The 22,923-nt window shown below is 46.1% G+C and carries 21 protein-coding genes; 4 read left to right on the top strand and 17 right to left on the bottom strand.

The genetic code is table 11. The features are described 5' to 3' along the window. Positions 1 to 6: 6 nt before the first annotated feature. The 3 genes from OH459_RS23800 to dnaQ form a co-directional block, all read right to left on the bottom strand. Positions 7 to 513, bottom strand: a complete 507-nt coding sequence (locus tag OH459_RS23800; protein ID WP_005446134.1) for a nucleotidyltransferase domain-containing protein — start codon at positions 511 to 513, stop codon at positions 7 to 9. Between the two features lie 474 nt (positions 514 to 987). Continuing rightward, positions 988 to 2,238: a TIGR03503 family protein gene (locus tag OH459_RS23795; RefSeq protein ID WP_009698629.1), complete on the bottom strand. Its 1,251-nt coding sequence runs from the start codon at positions 2,236 to 2,238 to the stop codon at positions 988 to 990. Between the two features lie 11 nt (positions 2,239 to 2,249). Then, on the bottom strand, positions 2,250 to 2,969 hold the full coding sequence (gene dnaQ, locus OH459_RS23790) for a DNA polymerase III subunit epsilon (RefSeq protein ID WP_038899081.1): 720 nt from the start codon (positions 2,967 to 2,969) through the stop codon (positions 2,250 to 2,252). 58 nt (positions 2,970 to 3,027) lie between these two features. Here dnaQ and rnhA point away from each other — a divergent pair, with 58 nt between their 5' ends. Continuing rightward, positions 3,028 to 3,492 carry a ribonuclease HI gene (rnhA, locus tag OH459_RS23785; protein ID WP_005446139.1) on the top strand — a complete coding sequence of 155 codons (465 nt, stop codon included), beginning with the start codon at positions 3,028 to 3,030 and terminating at the stop codon, positions 3,490 to 3,492. On the opposite strand, the gene OH459_RS23780 is transcribed toward rnhA, so the two are convergent. Beyond that, positions 3,489 to 4,244 (bottom strand): class I SAM-dependent methyltransferase, encoded by a 756-nt coding sequence (locus OH459_RS23780; protein ID WP_005446141.1) that lies wholly within the window; start codon positions 4,242 to 4,244, stop codon positions 3,489 to 3,491. The two genes, rnhA and OH459_RS23780, sit on opposite strands and share 4 nt — an antisense overlap. A gap of 39 nt (positions 4,245 to 4,283) precedes the next feature. On the opposite strand from OH459_RS23780, the gene gloB reads away from it, so the two are divergent. The 3 genes from gloB (at position 4,284) to OH459_RS23765 (ending at position 7,564) form a co-directional block, all read left to right on the top strand. Then, positions 4,284 to 5,042, top strand: coding sequence for a hydroxyacylglutathione hydrolase (gene gloB / locus OH459_RS23775; protein ID WP_009703865.1), 759 nt, complete (start codon positions 4,284 to 4,286; stop codon positions 5,040 to 5,042). 252 nt (positions 5,043 to 5,294) lie between these two features. Then, the gene (locus OH459_RS23770; RefSeq protein ID WP_005446145.1) at positions 5,295 to 6,881 is read left to right on the top strand and encodes a lytic transglycosylase; all 1,587 of its coding nucleotides are present in this window, start codon (positions 5,295 to 5,297) and stop codon (positions 6,879 to 6,881) included. After that, entirely contained in the window at positions 6,878 to 7,564 is a 687-nt protein-coding gene (locus tag OH459_RS23765) for a YIP1 family protein (RefSeq protein WP_029789634.1), read from the top strand. Before OH459_RS23770 ends, OH459_RS23765 begins: the two co-directional genes overlap by 4 nt. Positions 7,565 to 7,587: 23 nt before the next feature. Here OH459_RS23765 and OH459_RS23760 read toward each other — a convergent pair whose 3' ends face one another. The 13 genes from OH459_RS23760 to bamA form a co-directional block, all read right to left on the bottom strand. Continuing rightward, positions 7,588 to 8,439: an endonuclease/exonuclease/phosphatase family protein gene (locus OH459_RS23760; RefSeq protein WP_172580166.1), complete on the bottom strand. Its 852-nt coding sequence runs from the start codon at positions 8,437 to 8,439 to the stop codon at positions 7,588 to 7,590. A gap of 230 nt (positions 8,440 to 8,669) precedes the next feature. Continuing rightward, positions 8,670 to 9,008 carry a nitrogen regulatory protein P-II gene (gene glnB / locus OH459_RS23755; protein WP_005436810.1) on the bottom strand — a complete coding sequence of 113 codons (339 nt, stop codon included), beginning with the start codon at positions 9,006 to 9,008 and terminating at the stop codon, positions 8,670 to 8,672. Positions 9,009 to 9,227: 219 nt separating this feature from the next. Further along, the gene (locus OH459_RS23750) at positions 9,228 to 9,542 is read right to left on the bottom strand and encodes a c-type cytochrome (protein WP_005446152.1); all 315 of its coding nucleotides are present in this window, start codon (positions 9,540 to 9,542) and stop codon (positions 9,228 to 9,230) included. Between the two features lie 61 nt (positions 9,543 to 9,603). Next, the gene (tilS, locus tag OH459_RS23745) at positions 9,604 to 10,935 is read right to left on the bottom strand and encodes a tRNA lysidine(34) synthetase TilS (protein ID WP_045488939.1); all 1,332 of its coding nucleotides are present in this window, start codon (positions 10,933 to 10,935) and stop codon (positions 9,604 to 9,606) included. 87 nt (positions 10,936 to 11,022) lie between these two features. Then, complete coding sequence (accA, locus tag OH459_RS23740; RefSeq protein WP_005446156.1) at positions 11,023 to 11,982, bottom strand: acetyl-CoA carboxylase carboxyl transferase subunit alpha; 960 nt, start codon at positions 11,980 to 11,982, stop codon at positions 11,023 to 11,025. Between the two features lie 47 nt (positions 11,983 to 12,029). Further along, entirely contained in the window at positions 12,030 to 15,509 is a 3,480-nt protein-coding gene (gene dnaE / locus OH459_RS23735; RefSeq protein ID WP_256902058.1) for a DNA polymerase III subunit alpha, read from the bottom strand. Positions 15,510 to 15,601: 92 nt separating this feature from the next. After that, positions 15,602 to 16,240, bottom strand: coding sequence for a ribonuclease HII (gene rnhB, locus OH459_RS23730; protein ID WP_005446160.1), 639 nt, complete (start codon positions 16,238 to 16,240; stop codon positions 15,602 to 15,604). Positions 16,241 to 16,249: 9 nt separating this feature from the next. Beyond that, positions 16,250 to 17,389 carry a lipid-A-disaccharide synthase gene (gene lpxB / locus OH459_RS23725; RefSeq protein ID WP_269989034.1) on the bottom strand — a complete coding sequence of 380 codons (1,140 nt, stop codon included), beginning with the start codon at positions 17,387 to 17,389 and terminating at the stop codon, positions 16,250 to 16,252. Between the two features lie 137 nt (positions 17,390 to 17,526). Beyond that, a complete protein-coding gene (gene lpxA, locus OH459_RS23720; RefSeq protein ID WP_005446164.1) occupies positions 17,527 to 18,315 on the bottom strand; it encodes an acyl-ACP--UDP-N-acetylglucosamine O-acyltransferase in 789 nt (262 codons plus the stop codon). Position 18,316: 1 nt separating this feature from the next. Beyond that, complete coding sequence (fabZ, locus tag OH459_RS23715) at positions 18,317 to 18,769, bottom strand: 3-hydroxyacyl-ACP dehydratase FabZ (RefSeq protein WP_005430234.1); 453 nt, start codon at positions 18,767 to 18,769, stop codon at positions 18,317 to 18,319. A 173-nt stretch (positions 18,770 to 18,942) separates the two neighbouring features. Continuing rightward, a complete protein-coding gene (gene lpxD / locus OH459_RS23710; RefSeq protein WP_269989033.1) occupies positions 18,943 to 19,974 on the bottom strand; it encodes a UDP-3-O-(3-hydroxymyristoyl)glucosamine N-acyltransferase in 1,032 nt (343 codons plus the stop codon). A 6-nt stretch (positions 19,975 to 19,980) separates the two neighbouring features. Next, on the bottom strand, positions 19,981 to 20,490 hold the full coding sequence (locus OH459_RS23705) for an OmpH family outer membrane protein (protein ID WP_005446168.1): 510 nt from the start codon (positions 20,488 to 20,490) through the stop codon (positions 19,981 to 19,983). A 13-nt stretch (positions 20,491 to 20,503) separates the two neighbouring features. Continuing rightward, on the bottom strand, positions 20,504 to 22,918 hold the full coding sequence (gene bamA, locus OH459_RS23700; protein ID WP_269989032.1) for an outer membrane protein assembly factor BamA: 2,415 nt from the start codon (positions 22,916 to 22,918) through the stop codon (positions 20,504 to 20,506). Positions 22,919 to 22,923: the final 5 nt, after the last annotated feature.

Genomic DNA, 22,923 nt, shown 5'->3' with positions numbered 1-22,923 from the left:
CTATACCTAGAGCTTGTCTGCGAGTTTCTTGAGGTAGTTTTTTGCCAACTCATTGTTGTCGCGACTCAGCCATTTTATACAGTCAAACAGCTCCCAAATCAGACCTTGGTCTCCACTTGTATAAACGGGAAAATCTTCGTGCTTTGGGGCTGGCTCATCGGTTACTAACTCATCGATGATATCAGCTTTATCGAATAGAACTTTGAAGGGTCTTGAAAGTTGGAAAGGTTCATTAAGATCCAAGCAATGAATCTCTGCACTGGTCAGATCGTTAAAGATGTACTTTTTAAAGCAAGCATTCTCATTGTGATCGCCTTCAAGACGATAGAAGATCTCTTTGCCTTCCTCAAACAGAGCAAAGCAAGGTGTGACATTTTTATGGAAGTTATTTTTGGTAAACACGATAACATCCGCATCCGATACACGATCCCCTTTTCCTGAAGACAATGAGCCAAGCAATACTGCGGCTACCACCTCTTCTTCGTGCACAAAAGCGTTGCATGCAGATTCCACTAGCGCTCTTTGCAAAGGTAAATGATCTAGATTTAATAATTTGATTGTCACAACTAAAGTCCTCAATTTAAACGCAGCACACAATGTAAATATCAGTTTTTAAACCAAAGTACACCCAAGTGACTTCAAGATACAGGATTCAGAGCGTTGCCATTGATTCGAGAGTAAGGAAAATAACGTAGTATAATAGCCAGCTCTTTCCAAGTTGTTTGGTGTAGCCATTGGTTTAATAAAAAAGCGAGTTCATGACACGCTCTCAAAGGGCACTCTTTACAAATAGTAAGGGCCTTGGCTTGTATACTTTGTTGCCGATTCTTGATTTAGAATCAAGATCTTTAAATCGCCGCAGCGTCTACACATCAACTCATTCTCGCTGAACCCGAGTATCTGAGTTACTTGGGTATAAAACTCTAGTAAGACGATCTAACAAAAACGGAGCCAATCGGCTCCGTTCTATAATCTCATTTCTTTGCCCTACTTCTTAGGGACTTCCAATTGCATCTCTGGCATAGCTTGACGTTTAGCTTTTACCTTGCTCCATATGATCCAGAATAGCACCACTAGAATCAGGGCGATGACGTTTCCGATACCTATGATGATCATGCTGCGCTTACGTTCCGCTTCGCGCTCAGCAATGATGCGTTTTTCCATTTCAATACGACGCTGCTCAGCGAGTTCCGCCTCTTTCGCAACACGAGCCGCTTCAAGATCCACCTCTTCAACAACACTAAATGACTGTTCTTTGATTGGGAAGACTAATGAACGCTTAGTCGCTAAGTCAGTTGCAAACACCTCACCGTGCCATGAGTATTTACCTAGCTCTGGATCGTTGTCCATTTTGAGCGTGGTTTTCGTGCCATCAGCCGACACTTGACCTTGGCTATAACTGATAAAACCATCGGGCGCTTCCTGCTCAATGTTCACCGCAATAGAGCCCGGAGTGATCATGCCTTGTTCACCACTGACCACCAGCTGATGCGGTTGGTCTGCATGACGTGATTGAATAAAGGTGCGCGTAATTGGCGATGGATAGACCAGCACGATTTGTTCTTGCGCTCTCAGGAAAACCCCGTTACCTGATGTAATGCGTGCGCGGTACTTACCCGGCTCAACATCAATTGGTAGCTGAACCGTAAATACACCATCACCTGCTTTTTCATCCAAACCACGACCATCATCGGCAAACTCACCGATCACCATAGGTACTGGTCGCGCTTCTTTGATCAGTTCGTCTTCATTCTCAACAAATTTGGTGAAGGTGACGCGCAGATTGACGCGGTCTAGAAAATCTCTCAATACCAACGGTTGATCGTCTGAGGTTAAACGCGCGGTGAACTTAAGCGCCTCACTGTGGTAAAGGCGATTAGGGAACACATCGGTACTCAGCTTGAGATGTGAAATCAGACGGATGTTGTTTTTAGGAGTGACCTTACCCACAGCCTGCCAAGGACCTGGCATTGGATTATCAATCGATATGATGTCCAGAGAAGGCTCTTGGTACCAACGCACATTGTCGTAGGTACCCCATGCATAATATTTTTTGCCATCAGGACGGACAAGAACAACGGGCTGAGAGCTCTGTTCGCGATAAACCAGAAAGGTAATTTGTTCGATGGTTGGGTCGACACGAAATCGGTTATCTAACAAAGACATGGCGGACTCGCTCGCAGAAAACGCGAAACAACTCCAGAACGCTAAAATAGCGACTGACAAAGCCCTCAACATAGTCTCTCCTATTACTGCCAAATACTGTCGTTCACCAGTTCCAATCTTTTCTGGTGTGCTTCTACTTCATCGGCAGTTGCACGCAAAACCTTTAGCGCTTTTCTTCCTTCAACACGACGAATACCTTCTGCACCGCCGTCACTCTTGTTAGCGTTGAATTCTAGGCTTGTTTGTCCACCAGTCATCAGTAGGTAAACGTCAGCTAGAATCTCCGCATCGAGCAATGCCCCGTGGAGCGTACGGTGTGAGTTATCAATGCCGTAACGTTCACACAAAACGTCGAGGTTGTTTCGTTTGCCTGGGAAGATTTTCTTCGCCATGGCAAGGGTATCAGTCACCTTACAGAAGTCATCCGTTTTACCGATCGTCGGATCGAGCATTTCAAACTCGTAATCCATAAAGCCGGTATCGAAGGGCGCGTTGTGGGCAACCAACTCGGCACCTTTGATGAAATCTAAAAACTCTTGGTGGACATTTGCATAGTCCGGCTTGTCGACAAGAAACTCATCGGTGATACCGTGTACTTCAATTGCATCTGGCTGAATGTCACGGTCCGGTTTTAGGTAAACGTGGAAGTGACGACCAGTTAGCTTACGGTTGATGATTTCCACGGCACCGATCTCGATAATGCGGTGCCCCATGTAGTGCGGGCCGCCTTCGAGGTTCATACCCGTGGTTTCGGTATCGAGTACGACAATACGATTATGTTCAGAATTGCTGCTGGTATTCATAAGGTTATGTGTGTCAGACTATGCTTTATTAAATGTTTCGGCTAATAGTACCAAAAATATGACCAAACACGTTGAGATTTTCACTGATGGATCTTGTTTAGGCAATCCTGGTCCAGGTGGTTACGGCATTGTTCTGCGTTACAAACAAACAGAAAAGACGCTAGCAAAAGGCTACACATTGACGACCAACAACCGTATGGAAATGTTGGCAGCAGTAGTGGCACTTCAAACGTTAAAAGAGCCATGCCAAGTAACGTTAACAACGGATAGCCAGTACGTGCGCCAAGGCATTACGCAATGGATACACAACTGGAAAAAACGTGGCTGGAAGACCGCAGATAAAAAGCCGGTAAAGAACGCCGATCTATGGCAAGCTCTCGATAAAGAAACCGCTCGCCACCAAGTAGATTGGCACTGGGTGAAAGGTCATGCGGGTCATCGTGAAAACGAAATCTGTGATGAGCTAGCACGCGCAGCCGCAGAAAACCCAACCGAAGAAGATACAGGGTACCAAGCGTCTTAGTTTTTACCGCTTGAGACCTTTTTCACTGCACTGCCCTCTCTGTTCATCACGCCCAATGGTGTTAACTTTCTCTTCAAGCGCCAATGCGGCTTGATCGGTTTGAGAGGGTACGTTCGTTTACGAGCAACGATATAGTACAAACTTCCTGCTGGTGATGCCCAATCGCCTAAGCTATTTTCTAGCCACGTCCACATAGTTTTGTAACGCGTCATAGGAAACAGCGCGTAACGGTCACAATGAATCACTTGATAGTTCAATACACCTAACCAGTCTTTGATACGGTTGGCGGTGAACATACGTCCGCTCCATGGTAAGTTGTTTCTGCGCCAAGGCAACAAACTTGCTACACCAGTGAGACTGATCGGATTAAACCCCGTAATAATAAGATAACCATCATCCATCATGACGCGGTCAACTTCACGTAGCAACCGATGGGGATCACTTGCATAGTCAAGCTGATGAGCCAGCACAACAACATCAAAGCTTTTCTCTAAAAAGGGTAATTCGTAACCATCTGCGATGACATTATGCAACGGGTTCTGGATATCTACGTTGACTTGGTGTTGAATGTTACAACTACAGCTGGTTAGCTCACAGCTCAAGCCACCCAATTTCAACATGTGGTAACCGAACAGCTTCGGACACCACTCATCAAGGCGGGTTTGGATTGACTCAAGTACCCATGGACCATTGTTCATTTCTGACCAAGTCGACGGGTGCTGTAAAGTTTTGTTGCTGAGTGCTGGTTTCATTAACCACCTGACTATTAAAAGGGTGACGGAGAACGAATCGTGTTAGAGATCAAAAGCATACCCGCATTTAATGATAATTACATCTGGCTGATACAAAATAGCGACAAGCGTTGTGCGGTGGTCGATCCGGGCGATGCTAAGCCAGTGTTAGAATATTTGCAGGCTAACGAGTTAACTTTAGAAGCGATCTTAATTACGCACCACCACAACGATCACATTGGTGGCGTTCCAGATTTAGTTCATGCTTTTCCACATGTTTCTGTGGTAGGCCCAAAAGCGGAGCCTATTCCAACTTTAACCAATGCGATGGAAGAAGGCGACAAACTAGAGTTGTTTGGCGAAATCTTTATGGTACTTGGCTTACCAGGTCACACTCTGGGTCACATTGGCTATGTCGGCGACGGTAAGCTTTTCTGCGGCGATGTGTTGTTCTCAGCTGGTTGCGGCCGCATTTTTGAAGGCACACCAGAGCAGATGTTCGAATCCCTAAGTAAGCTTTCCAAGCTTCCTGAAGAAACCGAGGTATTCTCCGCTCATGAATACACCGCAAGTAACGTAGCATTTGCCCTTGCCGTTGAGCCGGATAATGAACACTTGCGCCAGTACCGCGACGACGTAAATCGCCTACGTGGGCTGAACATTCCAACTCTCCCGACAACGCTGCGTAAAGAGAAACTCATTAACCCATTCCTTCGTGCGACCAACGCGGAAGTTATTCAATCCGTCGCAAACCGTATTGAAAATAGCGATCCATGCTCGGTTTTTACAGCTCTACGTGAGTGGAAGAACGAATTTTAACCAATTTCTGCTTGTAAACTTGCTCGACGCAAGTATTATCATGAGCTGATTTTCATAGAAGCGCCTCTGGCGCTTCTATTGCGTTTAGGGGCTGATATAAAGCAGTTTGTATTTCACCCAAACGCATACAGTAGCGGCTATGTGCCCTACTTTTAGTTAGTGTTACAAGATGTCTATTATCTTGCGACTGCCACGCACCTTAGCTGCGCGACAGGCAGGAGAAGATAAACAGGCCCTAAATAGGCTGAATCCATGCGTTTAAAGTACAGTTGGGCGTTGGCGTTATTACTTTCTGGCTGTCAATTGACTCAGTCAGATTCAACAAACACTCCAGCACCAGAAACCAATAAGTCCGAGCAAGCAGTAAAACAAGATGCAGCTCAAACGGACTCCGAGAAAAAGCAATCAATAGCAAAGAAATCTGCTAAAGAGACCCCAAAAGCCCTTTCTCCTCAGGAACAAAAAGATGTATGGCGACGTATCGGCATGCAACTTGAGATGGACATCCCAGACAACAAGAAAATTGCTTACTACCGCACATGGTATTTGAAGCACCCTAGCCACCTGCGCACCGTTTCAGAGCGTGCACAGCCGTTTTTGTACATGATTACAAAACGCATCGAAGAACGTGGACTGCCAATGGAGTTGGCGCTTCTGCCTGTGGTAGAGAGCTCGTTTGATGCGTTTGCATACTCGCACGGCAGCGCAGCAGGGCTTTGGCAGTTCGTGCCTGGTACGGGCAAAATGATGGGACTAGAGCAAAACTACTGGTACGACGGTCGTCGCGACGTGTACGCGTCAACTAATGCTGCACTCGATTACCTAGAGCAACAAAGCAAGCGCTTTGATGGTAACTGGGATCATGCTATCGCGGCGTACAACAGTGGTGGTGGTCGTGTATCAAGTGCCATTCGTAAGAACAAAAAGCTTGGTAAGCCAACAGACTTCTTCTCTTTGGATCTTCCAAAGGAGACAAGCAGTTACGTTCCTAAGCTCCTTGCTCTTGCCGACATCGTCGCTAACCAAGATAAGTACGGTATCGAGATCCCACCGATCCCAAACAAACCAGTACTGACACTTGTTGATCCGAAAGAGCAACTCGATCTTGCGATTGCTGCTGATTACGCAGGCATTGGCGTAAAAGAGCTACAAGGTTACAACCCTGCTTACAACCAATGGTCTACCGCCCCAGAAGGACCACATCAACTTCTTATTCCTATTGAGAAAAAGGATCAGTTCCTTGCCCAAGTGAAAAAGAACCGTGGTAAAGGAGTTAAAGTAGCACGCTACAAAGTGAAGTCTGGTGACTCACTCAGCGTGCTCGCTCAAAAGTACGGCACGACAACGAAAGTTATCCAACGTGCTAATGGTTTATCAAACAACAATATCCGCGTTGGTCAGTACCTGATGATCCCAACGTCAACAAAAGACGATTCTAAGTACGCTTTAAGTGCTGAAAATCGCCTCAACAAAATGCAATCTCAAGCTCGTGGTCAATACAAATTGACGCACACCGTCCAATCTGGCGAGAGCTTGTGGTCTATCGCGCGTGAGAACAAGGTCTCTCATAAATCCCTAGCGAAATGGAACGGTATGGGACCAAAAGACACACTGCGCGTCGGTCAAAAACTGGTGATTTGGAAGAATTCAGACAAAGGTGCGGTGATTCGCACTGTGTTCTACAACGTACGCTCAGGCGACACCATCAGTGGTATTGCAAGCAAGTTTAAGGTGAAGAGTAACGACATCGTGAAATGGAATTCTCTTCAAAAGCAGAAGTACCTGAAACCAGGTCAGAAGCTTAAGTTGTATGTTGACGTAACTAAGGTAAGTGTATGAACCCATCGAGTAACCCGCTTGTAATGTTGTTGGATATTTTCCGATCTCCAACATCGTGCTTCTTGGCGCTGTATCAGCGTGGAGGCTGGGGGTGGCAACCGTTCATCTTCTTGATGATCAGCCCATTCCTGTTTTGGGGTGCCTATTTCTCGAATGTGGATTTCACTTGGTTGAGTGAACAATTAACCGCTCAGTTCCAACAGATCGATCCTAAGCAGATTGAACTGTTGGAGCCGAACACGCTGATGGCAAGTGCCATTATCAATGACGTGTTTAACCGTTTTGCAACGCTACTTCTACTGTCGCTTTGGTTCCTTCTAGCGACAAAAGCGAGCAAACAACAATACGGTTACTGGAAATGGTTTGCCGCTTCAAGCGCAATTCTATTCCCTGCTGTACTGGGTGACATTGCCAGCTACGCGAGCCTACTTTTGAAACACGGTGAAGTAATGACTTACGCTGCAGACCTAAACAGTCTTAACGGCCTGTTGAAACTGCCGTTAACCAACGAATGGTCACATTTTGCAAGCTCACTACCGCTATTGCTGCCTTGGTACATTGTATTAGGTTATGGCGTGGTTCTAACTTGGACTGAGTTTGAACGCGGACAGGCTCTTGTGATTTCGAGCCTGCCTTGGATTGCATTCTACGTGATTTGGGCACTGTACATCGTTGTTACTTGAGTCCTCAAGCGAACTTAATGCTGTCAGCGTTCATCGTTGAGCGTAAATGACACCAACAGTGGATTATGATCGGAAGCGTCGCTCTGCGGCGCTTTCGCATTTTTGAGGGTCAGACCACGATAAAAGACATGGTCAAGTGGCAATCCCGTAATGAATTGAGTTCGATCATCTTGGTTAAACTTAGCCTCTTGAAGATGCGCTTTTTGTAACGCCTTTTTCATCGCAGCGACACGTTCTTCACTCCAGCTATTAAAATCCCCAGCAAACAGAATTGGACCTTGGTGCTCCTTCAATACCATCTCTAACGCAGACAACTGCGATGTGTATTCTTCAGTGCCCACGGTAAAGTTAATTGCATGAATGTTCACGACTGCCAAAGTTTGACCATTGCTCAGTTGATATTTGCTGTACAGCGCAGATTTCGGTAAACGCAGCCACGGCTCTTTCGATGTATACGCACAAGCTCGGATTGGCGCTTGCTGAGCAATGCTAATCACACCAGCACCGCTGCCCAATGCTTTGAACGCACTGACTTGATTACTCACCCAATGCCCTTCTACCAACCAATTCTTAAACTCATCTGTTAAGCTCGCTTCTTGTAGAAGCAACAGTTGTTTATTGGCAGAAAACATATCCAATGCTTGTTGCCAGTTATCACGGTTCTGTTTATAGATATTCCACACCAAGACATTTAATTCACCGTCCTTATCGAGCGCTTGCGGTTTATCAAACTCCATACAACGGATGTTTTGAGTAATATTCGCCCCTGTTTGAGTAATAATTTGCGGCTGTTCTGGCACGGTGAAAATGACCTGAAAGCTCACAAATCCAGCGATAATGAGAAAAACTAACGCAAAAGCAAAACGCTGATACATAAACCTACCTAAACACAAAAATGTCACATATATACCCGAGTGGCTTCAAGATGCAGAATTCAGAACGTTGCTGCGCCTGCAAACCAAGTCACTTTCGTTGAACTACGCATCTCGAGGTTACTTGGGTATAAAATGCGAATAACAAAAAAGGAGCCATGCGCGGCTCCCTTTTAGCTTACTCAAATTTTCACCACATAATGAAGTGAAATCTTAATTCTATCTCGACGGAGTTAGATTGCGTCTTCGTCTTCTTCACCTGTACGGATACGTACTACGCGTTCTACGTCGGTCACGAAAATCTTACCATCACCAATCTTGCCCGTTTGCGCTGTTTCGATGATAGTTTCTACGCACTTGTCTGCAACGTCTTCAGTCACAACGATTTCTAGCTTCACTTTAGGCAGAAAATCCACCATGTACTCTGCACCACGGTACAACTCAGTGTGCCCTTTTTGGCGACCAAAGCCTTTCACTTCAGAGACGGTCATCCCTGTAATGCCTACTTCAGCCAATGCTTCTCGAACATCATCCAATTTGAATGGCTTGATAATCGCTTCAATCTTTTTCATGTTCATCCCTTAAGCTTCAATCGTTTGCGCATATTATCGGTTAGCGTCCCACAACATTCAATCCTTGTTATTACCAAGCGACTGAAAATCCTGACACTGATGGAGTTTATTTGACGAAGAACGCAACAAAATACAAGGTGACTGAGACCATACGTTGTGTTCGTCAATAGCAAAAAGCCAGAGCAAAAACTCTGGCTTAACGTAACTTATTGTTCGTACCTATTTTAAGCTAGCATAGTATGCCGCCAAGTTCGCAATATCCTCGTCAGAGAGCAAGTTCGCTTGTGCTTGCATCACAGGCGCAAGACCGCCGGTACGTTGACCCGCTTTATACGCTTTGATCGAGCTTTCAATGTATTGCTCGTTCTGCCCTTTCAGATTTGGATAACCCGGAATCACCGCGATACCATCCGCGCCATGACAAGCGGCACACACAGCAGCTTTCGCTTGTCCTGCCGCTGCATCTCCAGCAGCCAGTGCTTGCCCACTCAACATGGTTAGCGCCACCATTGCGCCCATGATTGTTTTCTTCATTGCTTCACCTAATCGTTTTTATTTAAGTATCTGTTTTTTATATTCGATATTGTGGCATGAATTACAACGACTTGCGCCAGATAAGTTCACAGTCTTGACCACTGAAAGCCTGATCAACAAACAAATCTCCAACGGCGACTACCTGATTTTGGTACATCAAAATCGGAATTTGACGACGTAGCCAACTTGGCACATTGTACTCTTGAAACAACTTTTTCAGCTTACGACTGTGATTCCGCGTGGTTGGGTGCGCAGAAAGCCCCTCTGGATTAAACGTCACTCTGAGCAGATCTGGCTGGGACGGTAACGCTATTGTCGCGTTATCTGAGCTTGTGCTTAGCGTCAACTCTCCTAAATGTTCAGGCAGTACCAACCGTGTGTCGAGCTGAATTTCACTGTGCCATGTTGTGACATCGACACTTTCTTTCACCCAGTAAAGACGATGTTGAAAGCGGCGCACTTCGCCTTGTTTGAGCTTGAGCTTTGGGTTGGCATCTTGTTGCGCCAAAGCGACTTCATTCCAAATCAGATTGAGTTGCACCTGCGTCGGCATGTTGACTGCAAGTTTTGCTAGCCACATTCGGATAAGCCTTGCCCGCGCGAGTTCACTGTGTTCATTGAGTGCTTCAATACTCACGCTGAGGTCAGTTTGCAAAACACGCTCAAATGCCGCTCCTAGCAGTTCATCCAACAAGGCTTCTTGTTGCGCGCATAAACTCGCACTGCGCTGAACGGCTTGATGGACACTCGGCCAACGTTCAGATAACTCAGGCACAATTCGATGACGGAGGAAGTTACGGTCGTAACGAATATCTTGGTTACTTTCGTCTTCTACCCAGTCCAGTTTTTGCTCTCTGGCTGCCGCTTCAATTTGCTCTCGCTTAACGGTCAGCAACGGACGAACTAATATGCCACCAGCAAACGGCATGCTTTCAGCCATTGCTGATAACCCCTTTGGTCCACTGCCTCGTTTAAGTGCTAACAAGAAGGTTTCCACTTGGTCATCGGCATGTTGCCCTGTCAGCAATAAGTCACCCATTTGGATATGCTTTTCTAAGGCTTGGTAACGAGCTTCACGTGCCAACAACTCGATACTTTCACCGCTGTTGATGTCTAGCTCAACCCGTTCAACCGTGCATGGAATGTTCACATGTTTTGCCCATAGCAAGCATTTGTCTGCCCAATCATCGGCATTCGAACTTAAACCATGATGAACGTATACCGCCTGACACCTGAGTAACTTAGATTCAATTGAGTTCACTTGCTGATAACGACTGAGTAGCTCAAGTAGCAGACGCGAATCAACCCCGCCGCTAAACGCCAAGACAATCTTTGTATCTGGTTGAAAATAGCGGTCGAGAACTTGAGCAAAATGCGAGTAAAGCGATTCCATAAGCCATCCGATAGAAACAAAAAAGGGTTAGGCATATGCCCAACCCTTTCTATTTTATCTGTTATCTTGCGAGATATCAGCTAGCGCTTAGCAGTAACCGTAGTTCATTAGACGTTGGTAACGACGCTCTAGTAGCGTTTCGTGGTCTAGTTGCTCAAGGTCTTCTAGCTGACGAAGCAAGTTAGCTTTCATGTTTGCAGCCATTTGAACGTGGTCGCGGTGCGCGCCACCTAGCGGCTCTTCAATGATTTCGTCAATAAGCTCAAGCTCTTTTAGGCGCGGAGCTGTTAGACCCATTGCTTCTGCTGCTTGAGGCGCTTTGTCTGAATCACGCCATAGAATTGAAGCACAACCTTCCGGAGAGATTACTGAATACGTTGAGTACTGAAGCATGTTTACGTAGTCACCAACACCAATAGCAAGTGCACCACCAGAACCGCCTTCACCAACAACGTTACAGATTACTGGTACTTTAAGACCAGACATCACTTTAAGGTTCTTCGCGATAGCTTCTGATTGACCACGCTCTTCAGCGCCAACACCTGGGTATGCACCTGCTGTGTCGATGAAAGTGATGATTGGCATGTTGAAACGCTCAGCCATTTCCATCAAACGCAGTGCTTTACGGTAACCTTCAGGCTTTGGCATACCAAAGTTACGTTTTACTTTTTCTTTGGTTTCACGACCTTTTTGGTGACCAATGATCATCACAGGACGACCTTCAAGACGTGCAATACCACCCACGATCGCTTTGTCGTCTGCGAACGCGCGGTCACCCGCAAGCTCATCAAACTCTTCGAATACGTGCTGAATGTAATCTAGCGTGTATGGACGTAAAGGGTGACGAGCCAGTTGAGCTGTTTCCCATGCACCTAGGTCGCTGAAGGTTTTCTTCTTAAGCTCTAGGCTCTTCTTCTCAAGCTGTTCGATTTCTTTATCAAGGTCAATTGCAGAATCACCACCGTGACGAGATACGTCACGTAGCGCTTCAATTTTCGCTTCTAGTTCTGCAATTGGCTTTTCAAATTCAAGAAAGTTTAGGCTCATCTATGAATCCTTTTTGACTCAGCGTCTTACGTATTGCGCTGAATTTTTTAGTTAAATTCGAGTTCTACTTGGCTCTTACCAAGTAACTGTTTTAAATCGTCTAGTAATGTATCACTTGGCGTTACTCGCCATTCGGTGCCCAATGTTAACCGCGCTCTGGCGTCGGCACGCTGGTAGTATACATTGACAGGTACGGTTCCGGCTTTGTGCGGTTCTAAAATACGAGTAAATTGCTCAAAGAATTTATCGTTAATCTGTTTAGCATCAATTGATACTGACAAACCACGTGCATATTTCTCACGCGCAGTACCCAGATCCATAACTTCACGCGCCGACATTTTAAGGCCACCGTTGAAGTCATCAAAGCTGACCTGTCCAGAAACAACCAAAATTTTATCTTTTTCGAGAAGTTCTGCATACCTATCAAGCGCATCCGAGAACAACATCACCTCCATTCGACCACTTCGGTCGTCCAGAGTCATGATACCGATTCGTGTACCGCGCTTGGTTGTCATTACACGAGCTGCAATCACCAAACCCGCGACTGTCACGGATTGATCACGACGAGTTGGGGTTGCGTCTTTTAGTCGACAACTAACGTACTTATTTAGTTCCTTTATGTATGCGTTAACTGGGTGCCCGGTCAAATATAAACCGAGCGTCTCGCGTTCACCCTCTAACCAGACTTTCTCTGGCCATGCTGGCACCTGAGTATATTTGTGTTCCACCTCTTCCGGAGCATCGGTCAATACACCGAACATATCCGTTTGACCAAATGCTTCCGCTTGGTGGTGTTGGCTTGCCGCTTTCACCGCGTCATTAAGCGATGCCATTAGTGCCGCACGGTGTGGACCCAGTCTATCGAGTGCGCCTGCGTAAATCAGCTTTTCGATGACACGTTTGTTGACCTTTTTCAGGTCGATTCGCGCACAAAAATCAAATAGGTCGATGAAGTGACCGCCTTTGTTGCGCGCTTCCAAGATCGCATCGATTGGACCTTCACCCACACCTTTAATCGCGCCGATGCCATAAACAATCGCGCCATTCTCGTCTACGTTAAAGCGGTACAAGCCGGCATTGATGTCAGGCGGAAGCACGGTGAGCTTCATGCGGAAACATTCGTCAACTAAGCCAACCACTTTCTCAGTGTTATCCATATCGGCAGTCATTACCGCTGCCATGAATTCCGCTGGATAGTGCATCTTCAGCCATAGCGTTTGGTACGAAACCAGTGCGTAGGCTGCCGAGTGAGATTTGTTAAAGCCGTAACCCGCGAACTTCTCTACCAAGTCGAAGATCTTCATCGCCAACTCGCCATCGACGCCGTTGGCAATTGCCCCCTCTTCGAAGGTAGCACGCTGTTTCGCCATCTCTTCCGGTTTTTTCTTACCCATCGCACGACGAAGCATGTCCGCACCACCAAGGGTGTAACCAGACAGTACCTGTGCGATCTGCATTACCTGTTCTTGATACAGGATGATGCCGTAAGTCGGATCCAGAATCTCTTTAAGCGATTCGTGTTGCCACTTTTCATCAGGATAAGAGATCGCCTCACGACCGTGCTTACGGTCGATAAAGTTATCTACCATGCCCGACTGAAGCGGCCCTGGGCGGAACAGTGCCACCAATGCGATGATGTCTTCAAAACAGTCCGGTTGCAGACGTTTAATCAGCTCTTTCATACCGCGCGATTCAAGCTGGAATACCGCAGTGGTTTCTGAGTTTTGCAGCAAACGGAATGACGCCGCATCATTCAGTGGAATCGATTCGATGCGAACAGGATCTTTGCCTTCACGTTCTAGACGCGGGTTAATCAGACCCAACGCCCAGTCGATGATGGTTAAGGTACGCAGACCCAAGAAGTCAAACTTAACCAGACCAGCGGTTTCAACGTCGTTCTTATCGAACTGAGTAACTGGGAAGTGACCTTCCGAGTCAGCATAAATCGGGGCGAAGTCTGTAATTGTGGTTGGTGAGATTACAACACCACCCGCGTGCTTACCGGCGTTACGTGTACAACCTTCTAGGATGCGACACATATCGATCAGTTCTTTAACTTCTTCGTCAGCATCATACAACTCAGGCAGTGCTGGCTCAGCTTTAAACGCTTTCTCCAGAGTCATACCCGGATCAGGCGGTACCAGTTTGGAGATGCGGTCTACAAAACCAAACGGATGCCCCAGTACACGACCTACGTCGCGAATTACCGCTTTTGCCGCCATGGTACCGAAGGTGATGATCTGTGATACCGCATCACGACCGTACATTTCTGCTACGTGATCAATTACTTGGTCACGTTTATCCATACAGAAGTCGACGTCAAAATCGGGCATGGATACACGTTCTGGGTTCAAGAAACGTTCGAATAGAAGGTCATATTCTAACGGATCAAGATCGGTGATTTTTAATGCGTATGCCACCAAAGAACCAGCACCCGAACCACGACCCGGACCTACCGGAATCGCGTTGTCTTTCGACCACTGAATGAACTCCATTACGATCAAGAAGTAACCTGGGAATCCCATTTGGTTGATTACGTCGAGTTCGATTTGTAGACGATCATCGTATTCAGGACGACGTTGCTTGCGCTCTTCCTCATCTGGGAATAGGAACTCTAGACGCTCTTCCAGACCTTCACGAGACTTCATGACCAAGAAATCAGTCTCTTCCATACCCTCGGTTGGGAAAGCAGGGAGGAAGTATTCGCCAAGACGTACTGTGACGTTACAGCGCTTGGCAATTTCGACACTGTTTTCTAGTGCTTCCGGAATGTCGGCAAACAGCTCGCACATTTCCTCTTCAGTACGCAGGTATTGTTCTGGGCTGTAGTTCTTTGGACGGCGCGGATCTTCTAACGTATAGCCGTCATGGATCGCAACGCGAATTTCATGAGCGTCAAATAAATCTTCGCTGATAAAGACCACTTCGTTGGTCGCGACTACTGGCAATTGCGTTTCTTCTGCCAATTCGATGGCAAAGTGCAGGTAAGTCTCTTCATCGGAACGACCAGTACGAACCAACTCTAAATAGAAACGGTCTGGGAAATATTCTTGGTAGAACGCTACACAGCTTTCCACCACTTTGCGGTTACCCTTAAGTAACGCTTTACCAATTTCACCATTTTTCGCGCCAGATAATACGATCACACCTTCTGACAGCTCGGCTAACCAAGCTTTATCAATCACAGGTTGGTGTTGTACGTGACCACGAAGGTAGGCTTTAGAGATCAATAAGGTCAGGTTTTTGTAACCTTCGTTATCTGCAGCCAATAGGGTCAGTTGCGTCAGTTCCTCACCAAACTCATCCGATTGCATTTTGAAATCTGCGCCGATGATTGGCTTCACACCACTGCCGTGCGCAGTGCCGTAGTATTTCACCAAACCACACAGGTTAGTGAAATCGGTCAACGCCATTGCAGGCATGCCGAGCTCGGCGACTTTCTTAACGAGCGGTGGAACTTTGTTGATACCATCCACCATCGAGAAATCACTGTGGATTCGAAGGTGAATGAACTTAGGATCTGACATTAACAGGTACCGTAAAACTAAATCTTGTTTGGGATTCTAACCTAAAGCGGGCATGGTTTATAACACCGATATGCCCGTTATACCACTTTGGCTTATTCTTCGATGCCGAGCGCTTTCTTTACTGGTTTGAAGCTCTTACGATGCTCACTGATCACACCGTGTTGTTCAATTGCTTCAAAGTGCGCTTTGGTTGGGTAACCTTTGTGCTTAGCAAAACCAAATTGTGGGTATTGCTTGTCTAACTCTTCCATTTCTTGGTCACGAACAACTTTCGCAATGATAGAAGCAGCACTGATTTCAGCAACACGCAAATCACCCTTCACGACGGCTTGCGAGTCCATCGGAAGTTGCGGGCAACGGTTGCCGTCGATAAGAGCTAAGTCTGGCTGCACTTCCAAACCAGCGATCGCACGTTGCATAGCAACCATCGTCGCTTGCAGGATGTTTAGCTCGTCAATTTCTTCTGGAGAGCAGCGCCCTACTGACCAAGCCAACGCTTTCTCTTTGATTTCTGGCAGCAACGCCATGCGTTTTTTCTCGCTCAGTTTTTTAGAATCGTTCAAACCCTCAATTGGGTTATTCGGATCTAAGATCACTGCCGCAGTCACGACATCGCCAACCAAAGGACCGCGTCCTACCTCATCAACACCGGCAACCAATTGATAGCCTTGTGGATATTCAAACGGTGGTAGTTCAACTTTGGTTTTGGTCGCTTTTGGTTTAACAGCCATGATAAATCTCTATTTTTCAATCAGTTTTAGAACCGCATTTGCGGCTTGTTGGTCCGCATCTTTACGGATCCAGTGGTGCATTTCAGTGAACTTATCCAACATTTCTTGGTTGTCACTTTCTAGCAAGCGAGACACTTCGTTGAATAAATTATCCGGTGTGCAATCCTCTTGCAGATATTCTTTGACCAATTCGGTATCAGCCAAAATATTCGGTAGCGATACGTATTTAGTCTTCAGCAAGCGTTTAGCAAGAAACGCCGTCATAGCGTTCACACGGTAACCCACCACCATCGGACGCTTAAGTAACATGCATTCTAAGGCCACGGTACCGGAAGCCAACATCACCGCGTCTGAAGCCGTAATTACGTTACGCGCTGTATCATCCACCAACTTAAAGTCCAATTCTGGAGCGTATTCTTTCCACGCTTGTTCGAATTGCTCACGACGTTTTTGATTTACTAACGCAACGACAAAACCAAGATCTGGGAATTTCTGATGGAGTTTTTTACACGTTTCAATGAAGGGTTGAGAGAGCATTTTCAGCTCACTACCACGACTCCCCGGAAGCACCGCTAGCCATCGCCTATCTTGTTCTAGACCCAATAGCTCGCGAGCAGGCGTTTTGTCTGATTGCAGTGGAATCGCATCTGCGAGAGTATGACCAATGAATTCACAAGGTACATTGAATTTGTCGTAGAACGCTTTTTCAAACGGAAGGAATGCCAGCACTAGATTGGTTGCTGCTTCAATTTTGAAAATACGCTTCTGACGCCAAGCCCAAACTGAAGGGCTCACGTAATGCACGGTTTTTATCCCTGCATTTTTCAAATCCAGTTCAACACGCAAGTTAAAATCTGGTGCATCGATACCAATAAAGACATCTGGCGGGTTATCAGTAAAGTACTTAACAAGCTCAGCTTTGACTTTTAGCAATCTTGGTAAGCGCCCTAGAACTTCTACTAAGCCCATTACAGCAAGCTCTTCCATATCGAAGAGAGACTCACAACCTTGAGCGATCATCTTTGGACCGCCAATACCAACGAACTCCGCGTCAGGGTATTGTTGTTTCACCGCTTTGATAAAGCCTTCACCTAGCGTGTCGCCAGACAGTTCTCCGGCAATGATGCCGATACGTAATGGTCTTTCCATATCTACTTCGCTATTTTTCCTGTGCGCTATGGGTAACGGTTTGCACTTTCTCTCACACAAACCGTTATCCATAAAACACAAAAAGACCGCAGCCCTGCTTGGGCGCGATCTTTTCTATTTAACCGCTCACTCGTTGATTAACGAATGATGCCACGTTCCGTCGTTTCCAGAATGTCTGAGAAACGTTTCACTGCTGGCCACTCTTGTGCCATTTCAGCTAGGATTGGTTTTACTTCTTCCAGAGTCTTACCTGAGCGGTAGATTTCTTTATACGCTTTCTGTAGTGCACGAATCTCTGGTTTTTCAAAACCATTACGCTTCAAGCCAACCAAGTTCAAACCAAATGGCGTCGCATGGTTACCTTGCGCGAGTACGTAAGCTGGTACGTCTTGAACAACGGCAGAACAGCCGCCAACGTAAGCATAAGCACCAACAGTACAGAACGGATGAATCGCAGAAAGTGCCATAACACCAGCATGATCATCAACCGTTACGTGACCACCAAGGATCGCGTTGTTGCCAATGTGAGTGTGGTTACCTACGATAACATCGTGGGCGATGTGAGCGTTAACACAGAGCAGGTTATCATCACCAATCACTGTTGTTGCTTTATCTTGAACCGTACCACGGTGAATTTGAACCGCTTCACGAATCACGTTGCGGTCACCAATAACCACTGTTGTATCTTCGCCACCATACTTCTTGTCTTGGTTCTCTTCACCAATCACAGCATGTGGGAAAATGCGGTTATCTTTACCAATTTTGGTGTGGCCTTTGATCACTACGTGAGACATCACTTCAGTGCCTTCACCAATCTCCACCGTAGAGGTGATGTAAGTGAAAGGACCAACGGTCACGTTAGCGCCAATTTTCGCGCCTTCTTCTACCACCGCTGCTGGGTGGATTTTAGCGGTTTCATGAATCATATTAAAACTCTCGACGAGCACACTTCAGCTCAGCTGAACATACCACTTCGCCGTCAACTTTTGCTACACCGCTAAATGCAGCAATGCCACGGCGCTCTTTCAGAAATTCTACTTCAATAATCATTTGATCGCCTGGTACTACTGGCTTACGGAACTTAGCACCGTCTACACTTGCGAAGTAGTACAGTTCGTTTTCCGTTGGTGCACCAAATGATTTAAATGCAAGTAGGCCTGTCGCCTGAGCCATCGCTTCCAAGATCAATACGCCTGGGAATACTGGTAGCTGTGGAAAGTGACCTGTAAACTGAGGTTCGTTAACCGACACGTTTTTAATTGCGTGAAGGTACTTCTCTTCTTGGAAGTCAATCACACGGTCGATCAATAAGAATGGGTAGCGATGAGGTAGTAGCTCTTGAATTTCAGAGATGTTCATCGTTTTCTTTTCAGTAGTCAAAGTCGTCTTCCTATATCAATTCTCAACAACCAAGATGGCAAGGCAGCGGCAAATGCCACTTATTCAGGAATTGCCTGCAAAGTGTATACCAGCTTGGTGATAAATCTACTTATAGCGCGTCATTATAGAAGAAAAAGACCCGCATTTCGCGAGTCTTTGTTCAGAATGTGGAACTAAGATTCTTCTTTCTGTTCCAGCTGCTTTTCAACAGCTTTCAGGCGTTTGTTCATCTCGTCAATACGGTGAACTCGAGTCGCCGTTTTACGCCACTCTCGGTTGGTTTGCAGCGGAATGCCTGATGAGTACAGACCTTTCTCTTCGATACTGCGCATCACCATGCCCATACCGGTGATAGCTACGCCATCTGCAATCGTGATGTGACCATTAAGAACCGACGCGCCGCCGATCTGACAGTACTTACCAATTTTCGTACTGCCCGCCACAATAGTACCACCTGGCATCACAGTACCATATCCGATCTGCACGTTATGAGCGATTTGAAGTTGGTTATCAAGAACTACGTTGTCTTCGATGATGGTGTCTTCTAGCGCACCACGGTCAATAGTGGTACATGCACCGATCTCGACACGGTTACCGATACGCACAGAACCCAGTTGAGGAATCTTGATCCATTCGCCTTTGTCATTTGCATAACCGAAACCATCAGAGCCAATGACTGTACCAGATTGAACTAGACAGTCATCACCCAACGATACTTCATGATAGATCGTCACATTAGCCCAAAGCTTAGTATTGTTACCTAGCTTTGCGTTTTTACCGATAAAGCAACCAGCGCCAACACTTATGTTGTCGCCTAGCTCTACACCCGTTTCAATCACTGCGTTAGCACCGATTGTCACGTTCGTACCCATCTTTACATCCGCTGCGATCACTGCACTTGGTGCAATCTCATCAGCGGGCTTTGGCGTGGTATCCATCGCTTGAACAACACGAGCGAAAGCAATGTAAGGGTCAGCAACAACCAGAGCGTTACCCGCGCACTGGTCTTTGTGTTCTGGTTTCACCATTACCACAGTTGCTTGGCACTCAGATAGGTGTTTCGCGTATTTTGGGTTAGACAAGAAGGTCACATCGCCTTCTTGTGCTTTATCCATTGGAGCTACGCGGTTTACAACGAGAGACTCGTCACCAAATAGCTCACCCTCGGTAATTGTTGCCAACTCGGCTAATGTCAATTTCTTCATAACTTCTTATTTTAGAGCTTTAATTACGTCTTCAGAGATGTTGTATTCTGGCTTACCGTACTGAAGCGAAGAGATATCGATAACTAGGTCGTAACCTTTTTTCTCTGCTACTTTCTTCACTGCGTCTTGGATAGTTTTGAATAGTTTTGCTTTCTCTTCAGCTTCGCGACGTGCACTTGCTTTCTCAAGCGCTTGTGCTTTCACTTTGTATTCGCTGTCTAGTTTAGCGATATCAATACGCAGTTTTTCGATCTCTTCTTGACCTAGAAGCTCGCCATCACGCTGCAGTTTTTCAATCTTTGTCTTAGCTTGCGCTTGGATTGATTTCAGCTCATCAGCTTTGCTCTTAAAGTCTTTCTGCATTTTTTGTAGAACCACTTCACGTTGAGGAAGTGCTTGGAAAACTTGAGCAGTGTTGATGTAGCCAATTTTCTGAGCAGCTTCTGCCGCGTTTGCAAACATTGAAGAGCTAAGTACAAGAAGGCCAATGCCTGCCGCTTTGATCATTTTATTCAAAATATTTTCCTCTTTAGAAGGTTCTACCGATAGTGAACGTGAAGAACTCTTCATCGTCGCCATCAAATTTCTTAATTGGTTTCGCTAGTGAGAATACTAGTGGTCCCATTGGAGACATCCATTGCAACGCCGCACCATAAGATGAACGGTAGTTGGTTGGATCTGAGTAATCGTAGTAGTAACGATCGCCGTATTCAGCACCAGAACTGCGGTAATCGAATTCCGTATCCCAAACACTTGCCATATCAAAGAAGATACTGGTACGAATTTGGTTACGAACTTCATCCGAAGCAAATGGGGTTGGTACGATCAACTCGATACTTGCAAGCGCTACCGCGTTACCACCAACAGAATCATCTGTTGCGGTGTCAGCACCGTTGTTTGAGCCTGAGTAATCACGGTAAACCGCTTTCGGACCTACTGAGTTAGAGCCGAAACCACGTAGTGTTGTAAAACCACCTGCGTAGTAGTTTTCGTAGAATGGGAACAAGTTATCGTTGCCATCCGTTTGACCATAACCGTTACCATAACCTAGACGACCACGGAACAAGAGCGTGAACTCATGCTTCTTGGTTAATGGCACGTATTGACGAACATCATACTGCATCTTGAAGTATTGAACGTCAGAGCCAGGTACGGTCATCTTGTAGAATGCACGTTGGTGGTTACCTGCTGTCGGGAAGTAACCACGGTTCAGGTTGTTACGTGTCCACGAGATGTTGAAGTCAAAGTCATTAGTATTCAATGCGCCGCTAGAATCAATGTTGTCAGCTTGCGCTTGTAGGAACTGTTCTACCTGTAGGTAAGGTGACAAGTTACCGATCTTGTTGTGGGTGTAACCAACACCGAACTCAAAACGGTTCAGTTCGTCAAATGGGAAGCCCCATGTCAAACTTGCACCATATCTTTGGTTGGTATAGTCAACGATACCCGCTTCAGATGCTTCGAACTCATCGTAGAAGATCTTACCACCCAAACTTACACCATCTAGGTTCCAGTATGGGTCACGGTAGTCCAAGCTCACGTTTTTCTGGTAGTCGTTCATCATCGCGTTAATACCAACGCGGTTACCACTACCAATAAAGTTGTCTTGTTGTAGACCAACTTGGAAGCTCACGCCTGATTCAGTACCGTAACCTACACCGAAGTTTACTCTGCCTGAGTTAGCCTCTTTTACGGTATAAACAAGATCAACTTGGTCATCGCTGCCAGGTACACGGACCGTTTGAACCTCTACATTTTCGAAATAGCCAAGACGGTTTAGACGCGTTTTACCCGTTTCGATAGATTTCGAGTTTAGCCAGCTACCTTCCATCTGACGCATTTCACGACGCAATACTTCATCTTTCGTCGAGTTGTTACCCGTAAAGCGAATATCTCGTACATAAATACGGTTGCCTGGGTCAACGTTCACAATCAAAGAAACTTGCTTGTTCTCGTCATCAAACTCAGGGATGGTATTGACTTGTGGGTAAGCGTAACCAGATTCACCAAGTACGCGCTTAATGCCTTCTTCCATCGAAGTCACACGAGAACCATTGTATGTCTCGTTATCTTCAAATGGCACAAGCTTTTCGAATTCCGCCTCTTCACCAATCAGGTTGCCACGGAATTTTACGTCCTTAACGGTGTAAACGTCGCCTTCTTCAAGACCAAGTGTAATGTATACGCCTTTTTTGTCAGGAGAAATCGCCACTTGTGTCGAATCAACGTTAAATTTCAGGTAACCACGGTCTAGGTAGTAAGACTTCAGAGCTTCGATATCACCAGCAAGCACTTGCTTTTGGTATTTTTCGTCCGCTAGGAAGTTCCACCATGGCACATCAACATTTAGGTTGAAACGAGAAAGAAGTTCTTCGTCAGAAAAGACTTCATTGCCGATAAAGTTGATTTGTTGAATTTTCGCCGAAACACCTTCGGTGAAGACGAATTTCAAGTCAGAACGGTTACGAGGCAATGGAGTAACAACCGCTTTTACCGTTGCGTTGTATTTACCAACACTGTAGTAAAAGTCTTCCAAACCTTTTTCGATGTTGCTTAGCGTTGTACGGTCAAGCGCTTCACCTTCACGAACACCAGAAGCATTCAGGTTTTCTTGTAGCTGCTCGTCCTTGATTGCTTTGTTACCCGAGAATGAGATGCTCGCAATAGTTGGACGTTCTTTCACTTGAACAACCAGAACATCACCATCACGCAGTACTTTTACATCTTCGAAGTTACCCGATGCGTACAATGCACGAATGATCTCTGCAACATCGCCTTGGTCAACGGTGTCACCGACACGTACAGGCATTTTCAGCAACGCGGCACCTAGTGCGACGCGCTGCAATCCATCGATTTCAATATCTTTAACTACAAAGTTCTCTGCTCCATTTGCAGATACACTGGTCGCCAGTAAACTTGCAAACAGAATTCGCTTAATCGCCATACTTG

Origin of the sequence: Vibrio sp. MM46 (assembly GCF_027587135.1) — a bacterium.
Taxonomy (GTDB): Bacteria; Pseudomonadota; Gammaproteobacteria; order Enterobacterales; family Vibrionaceae; genus Vibrio; species Vibrio harveyi.
Note: the sequence above shows the minus strand (reverse complement) of the source record. Positions and strands in the feature narration are given on the sequence as shown.

Excerpts from the sequence above, each read along its gene's own strand:
- OH459_RS23795 (WP_009698629.1), bottom strand. The coding sequence starts at position 2,238 with ATGTTGAGGGCTTTGTCAGTCGCTATTTTAGCGTTCTGGAGTTGTTTC.
- dnaQ (WP_038899081.1), bottom strand. The coding sequence starts at position 2,969 with ATGAATACCAGCAGCAATTCTGAACATAATCGTATTGTCGTACTCGAT.
- rnhA (WP_005446139.1), top strand. The coding sequence starts at position 3,028 with ATGACCAAACACGTTGAGATTTTCACTGATGGATCTTGTTTAGGCAAT.
- OH459_RS23780 (WP_005446141.1), bottom strand. The coding sequence starts at position 4,244 with ATGAAACCAGCACTCAGCAACAAAACTTTACAGCACCCGTCGACTTGG.
- OH459_RS23770 (WP_005446145.1), top strand. The coding sequence starts at position 5,295 with ATGCGTTTAAAGTACAGTTGGGCGTTGGCGTTATTACTTTCTGGCTGT.
- OH459_RS23765 (WP_029789634.1), top strand. The coding sequence starts at position 6,878 with ATGAACCCATCGAGTAACCCGCTTGTAATGTTGTTGGATATTTTCCGA.
- OH459_RS23760 (WP_172580166.1), bottom strand. The coding sequence starts at position 8,439 with ATGTATCAGCGTTTTGCTTTTGCGTTAGTTTTTCTCATTATCGCTGGA.
- glnB (WP_005436810.1), bottom strand. The coding sequence starts at position 9,008 with ATGAAAAAGATTGAAGCGATTATCAAGCCATTCAAATTGGATGATGTT.
- OH459_RS23750 (WP_005446152.1), bottom strand. The coding sequence starts at position 9,542 with ATGAAGAAAACAATCATGGGCGCAATGGTGGCGCTAACCATGTTGAGT.
- tilS (WP_045488939.1), bottom strand. The coding sequence starts at position 10,935 with ATGGAATCGCTTTACTCGCATTTTGCTCAAGTTCTCGACCGCTATTTT.
- accA (WP_005446156.1), bottom strand. The coding sequence starts at position 11,982 with ATGAGCCTAAACTTTCTTGAATTTGAAAAGCCAATTGCAGAACTAGAA.
- dnaE (WP_256902058.1), bottom strand. The coding sequence starts at position 15,509 with ATGTCAGATCCTAAGTTCATTCACCTTCGAATCCACAGTGATTTCTCG.
- rnhB (WP_005446160.1), bottom strand. The coding sequence starts at position 16,240 with ATGGCTGTTAAACCAAAAGCGACCAAAACCAAAGTTGAACTACCACCG.
- lpxB (WP_269989034.1), bottom strand. The coding sequence starts at position 17,389 with ATGGAAAGACCATTACGTATCGGCATCATTGCCGGAGAACTGTCTGGC.
- lpxA (WP_005446164.1), bottom strand. The coding sequence starts at position 18,315 with ATGATTCATGAAACCGCTAAAATCCACCCAGCAGCGGTGGTAGAAGAA.
- lpxD (WP_269989033.1), bottom strand. The coding sequence starts at position 19,974 with ATGAAGAAATTGACATTAGCCGAGTTGGCAACAATTACCGAGGGTGAG.
- bamA (WP_269989032.1), bottom strand. The coding sequence starts at position 22,918 with ATGGCGATTAAGCGAATTCTGTTTGCAAGTTTACTGGCGACCAGTGTA.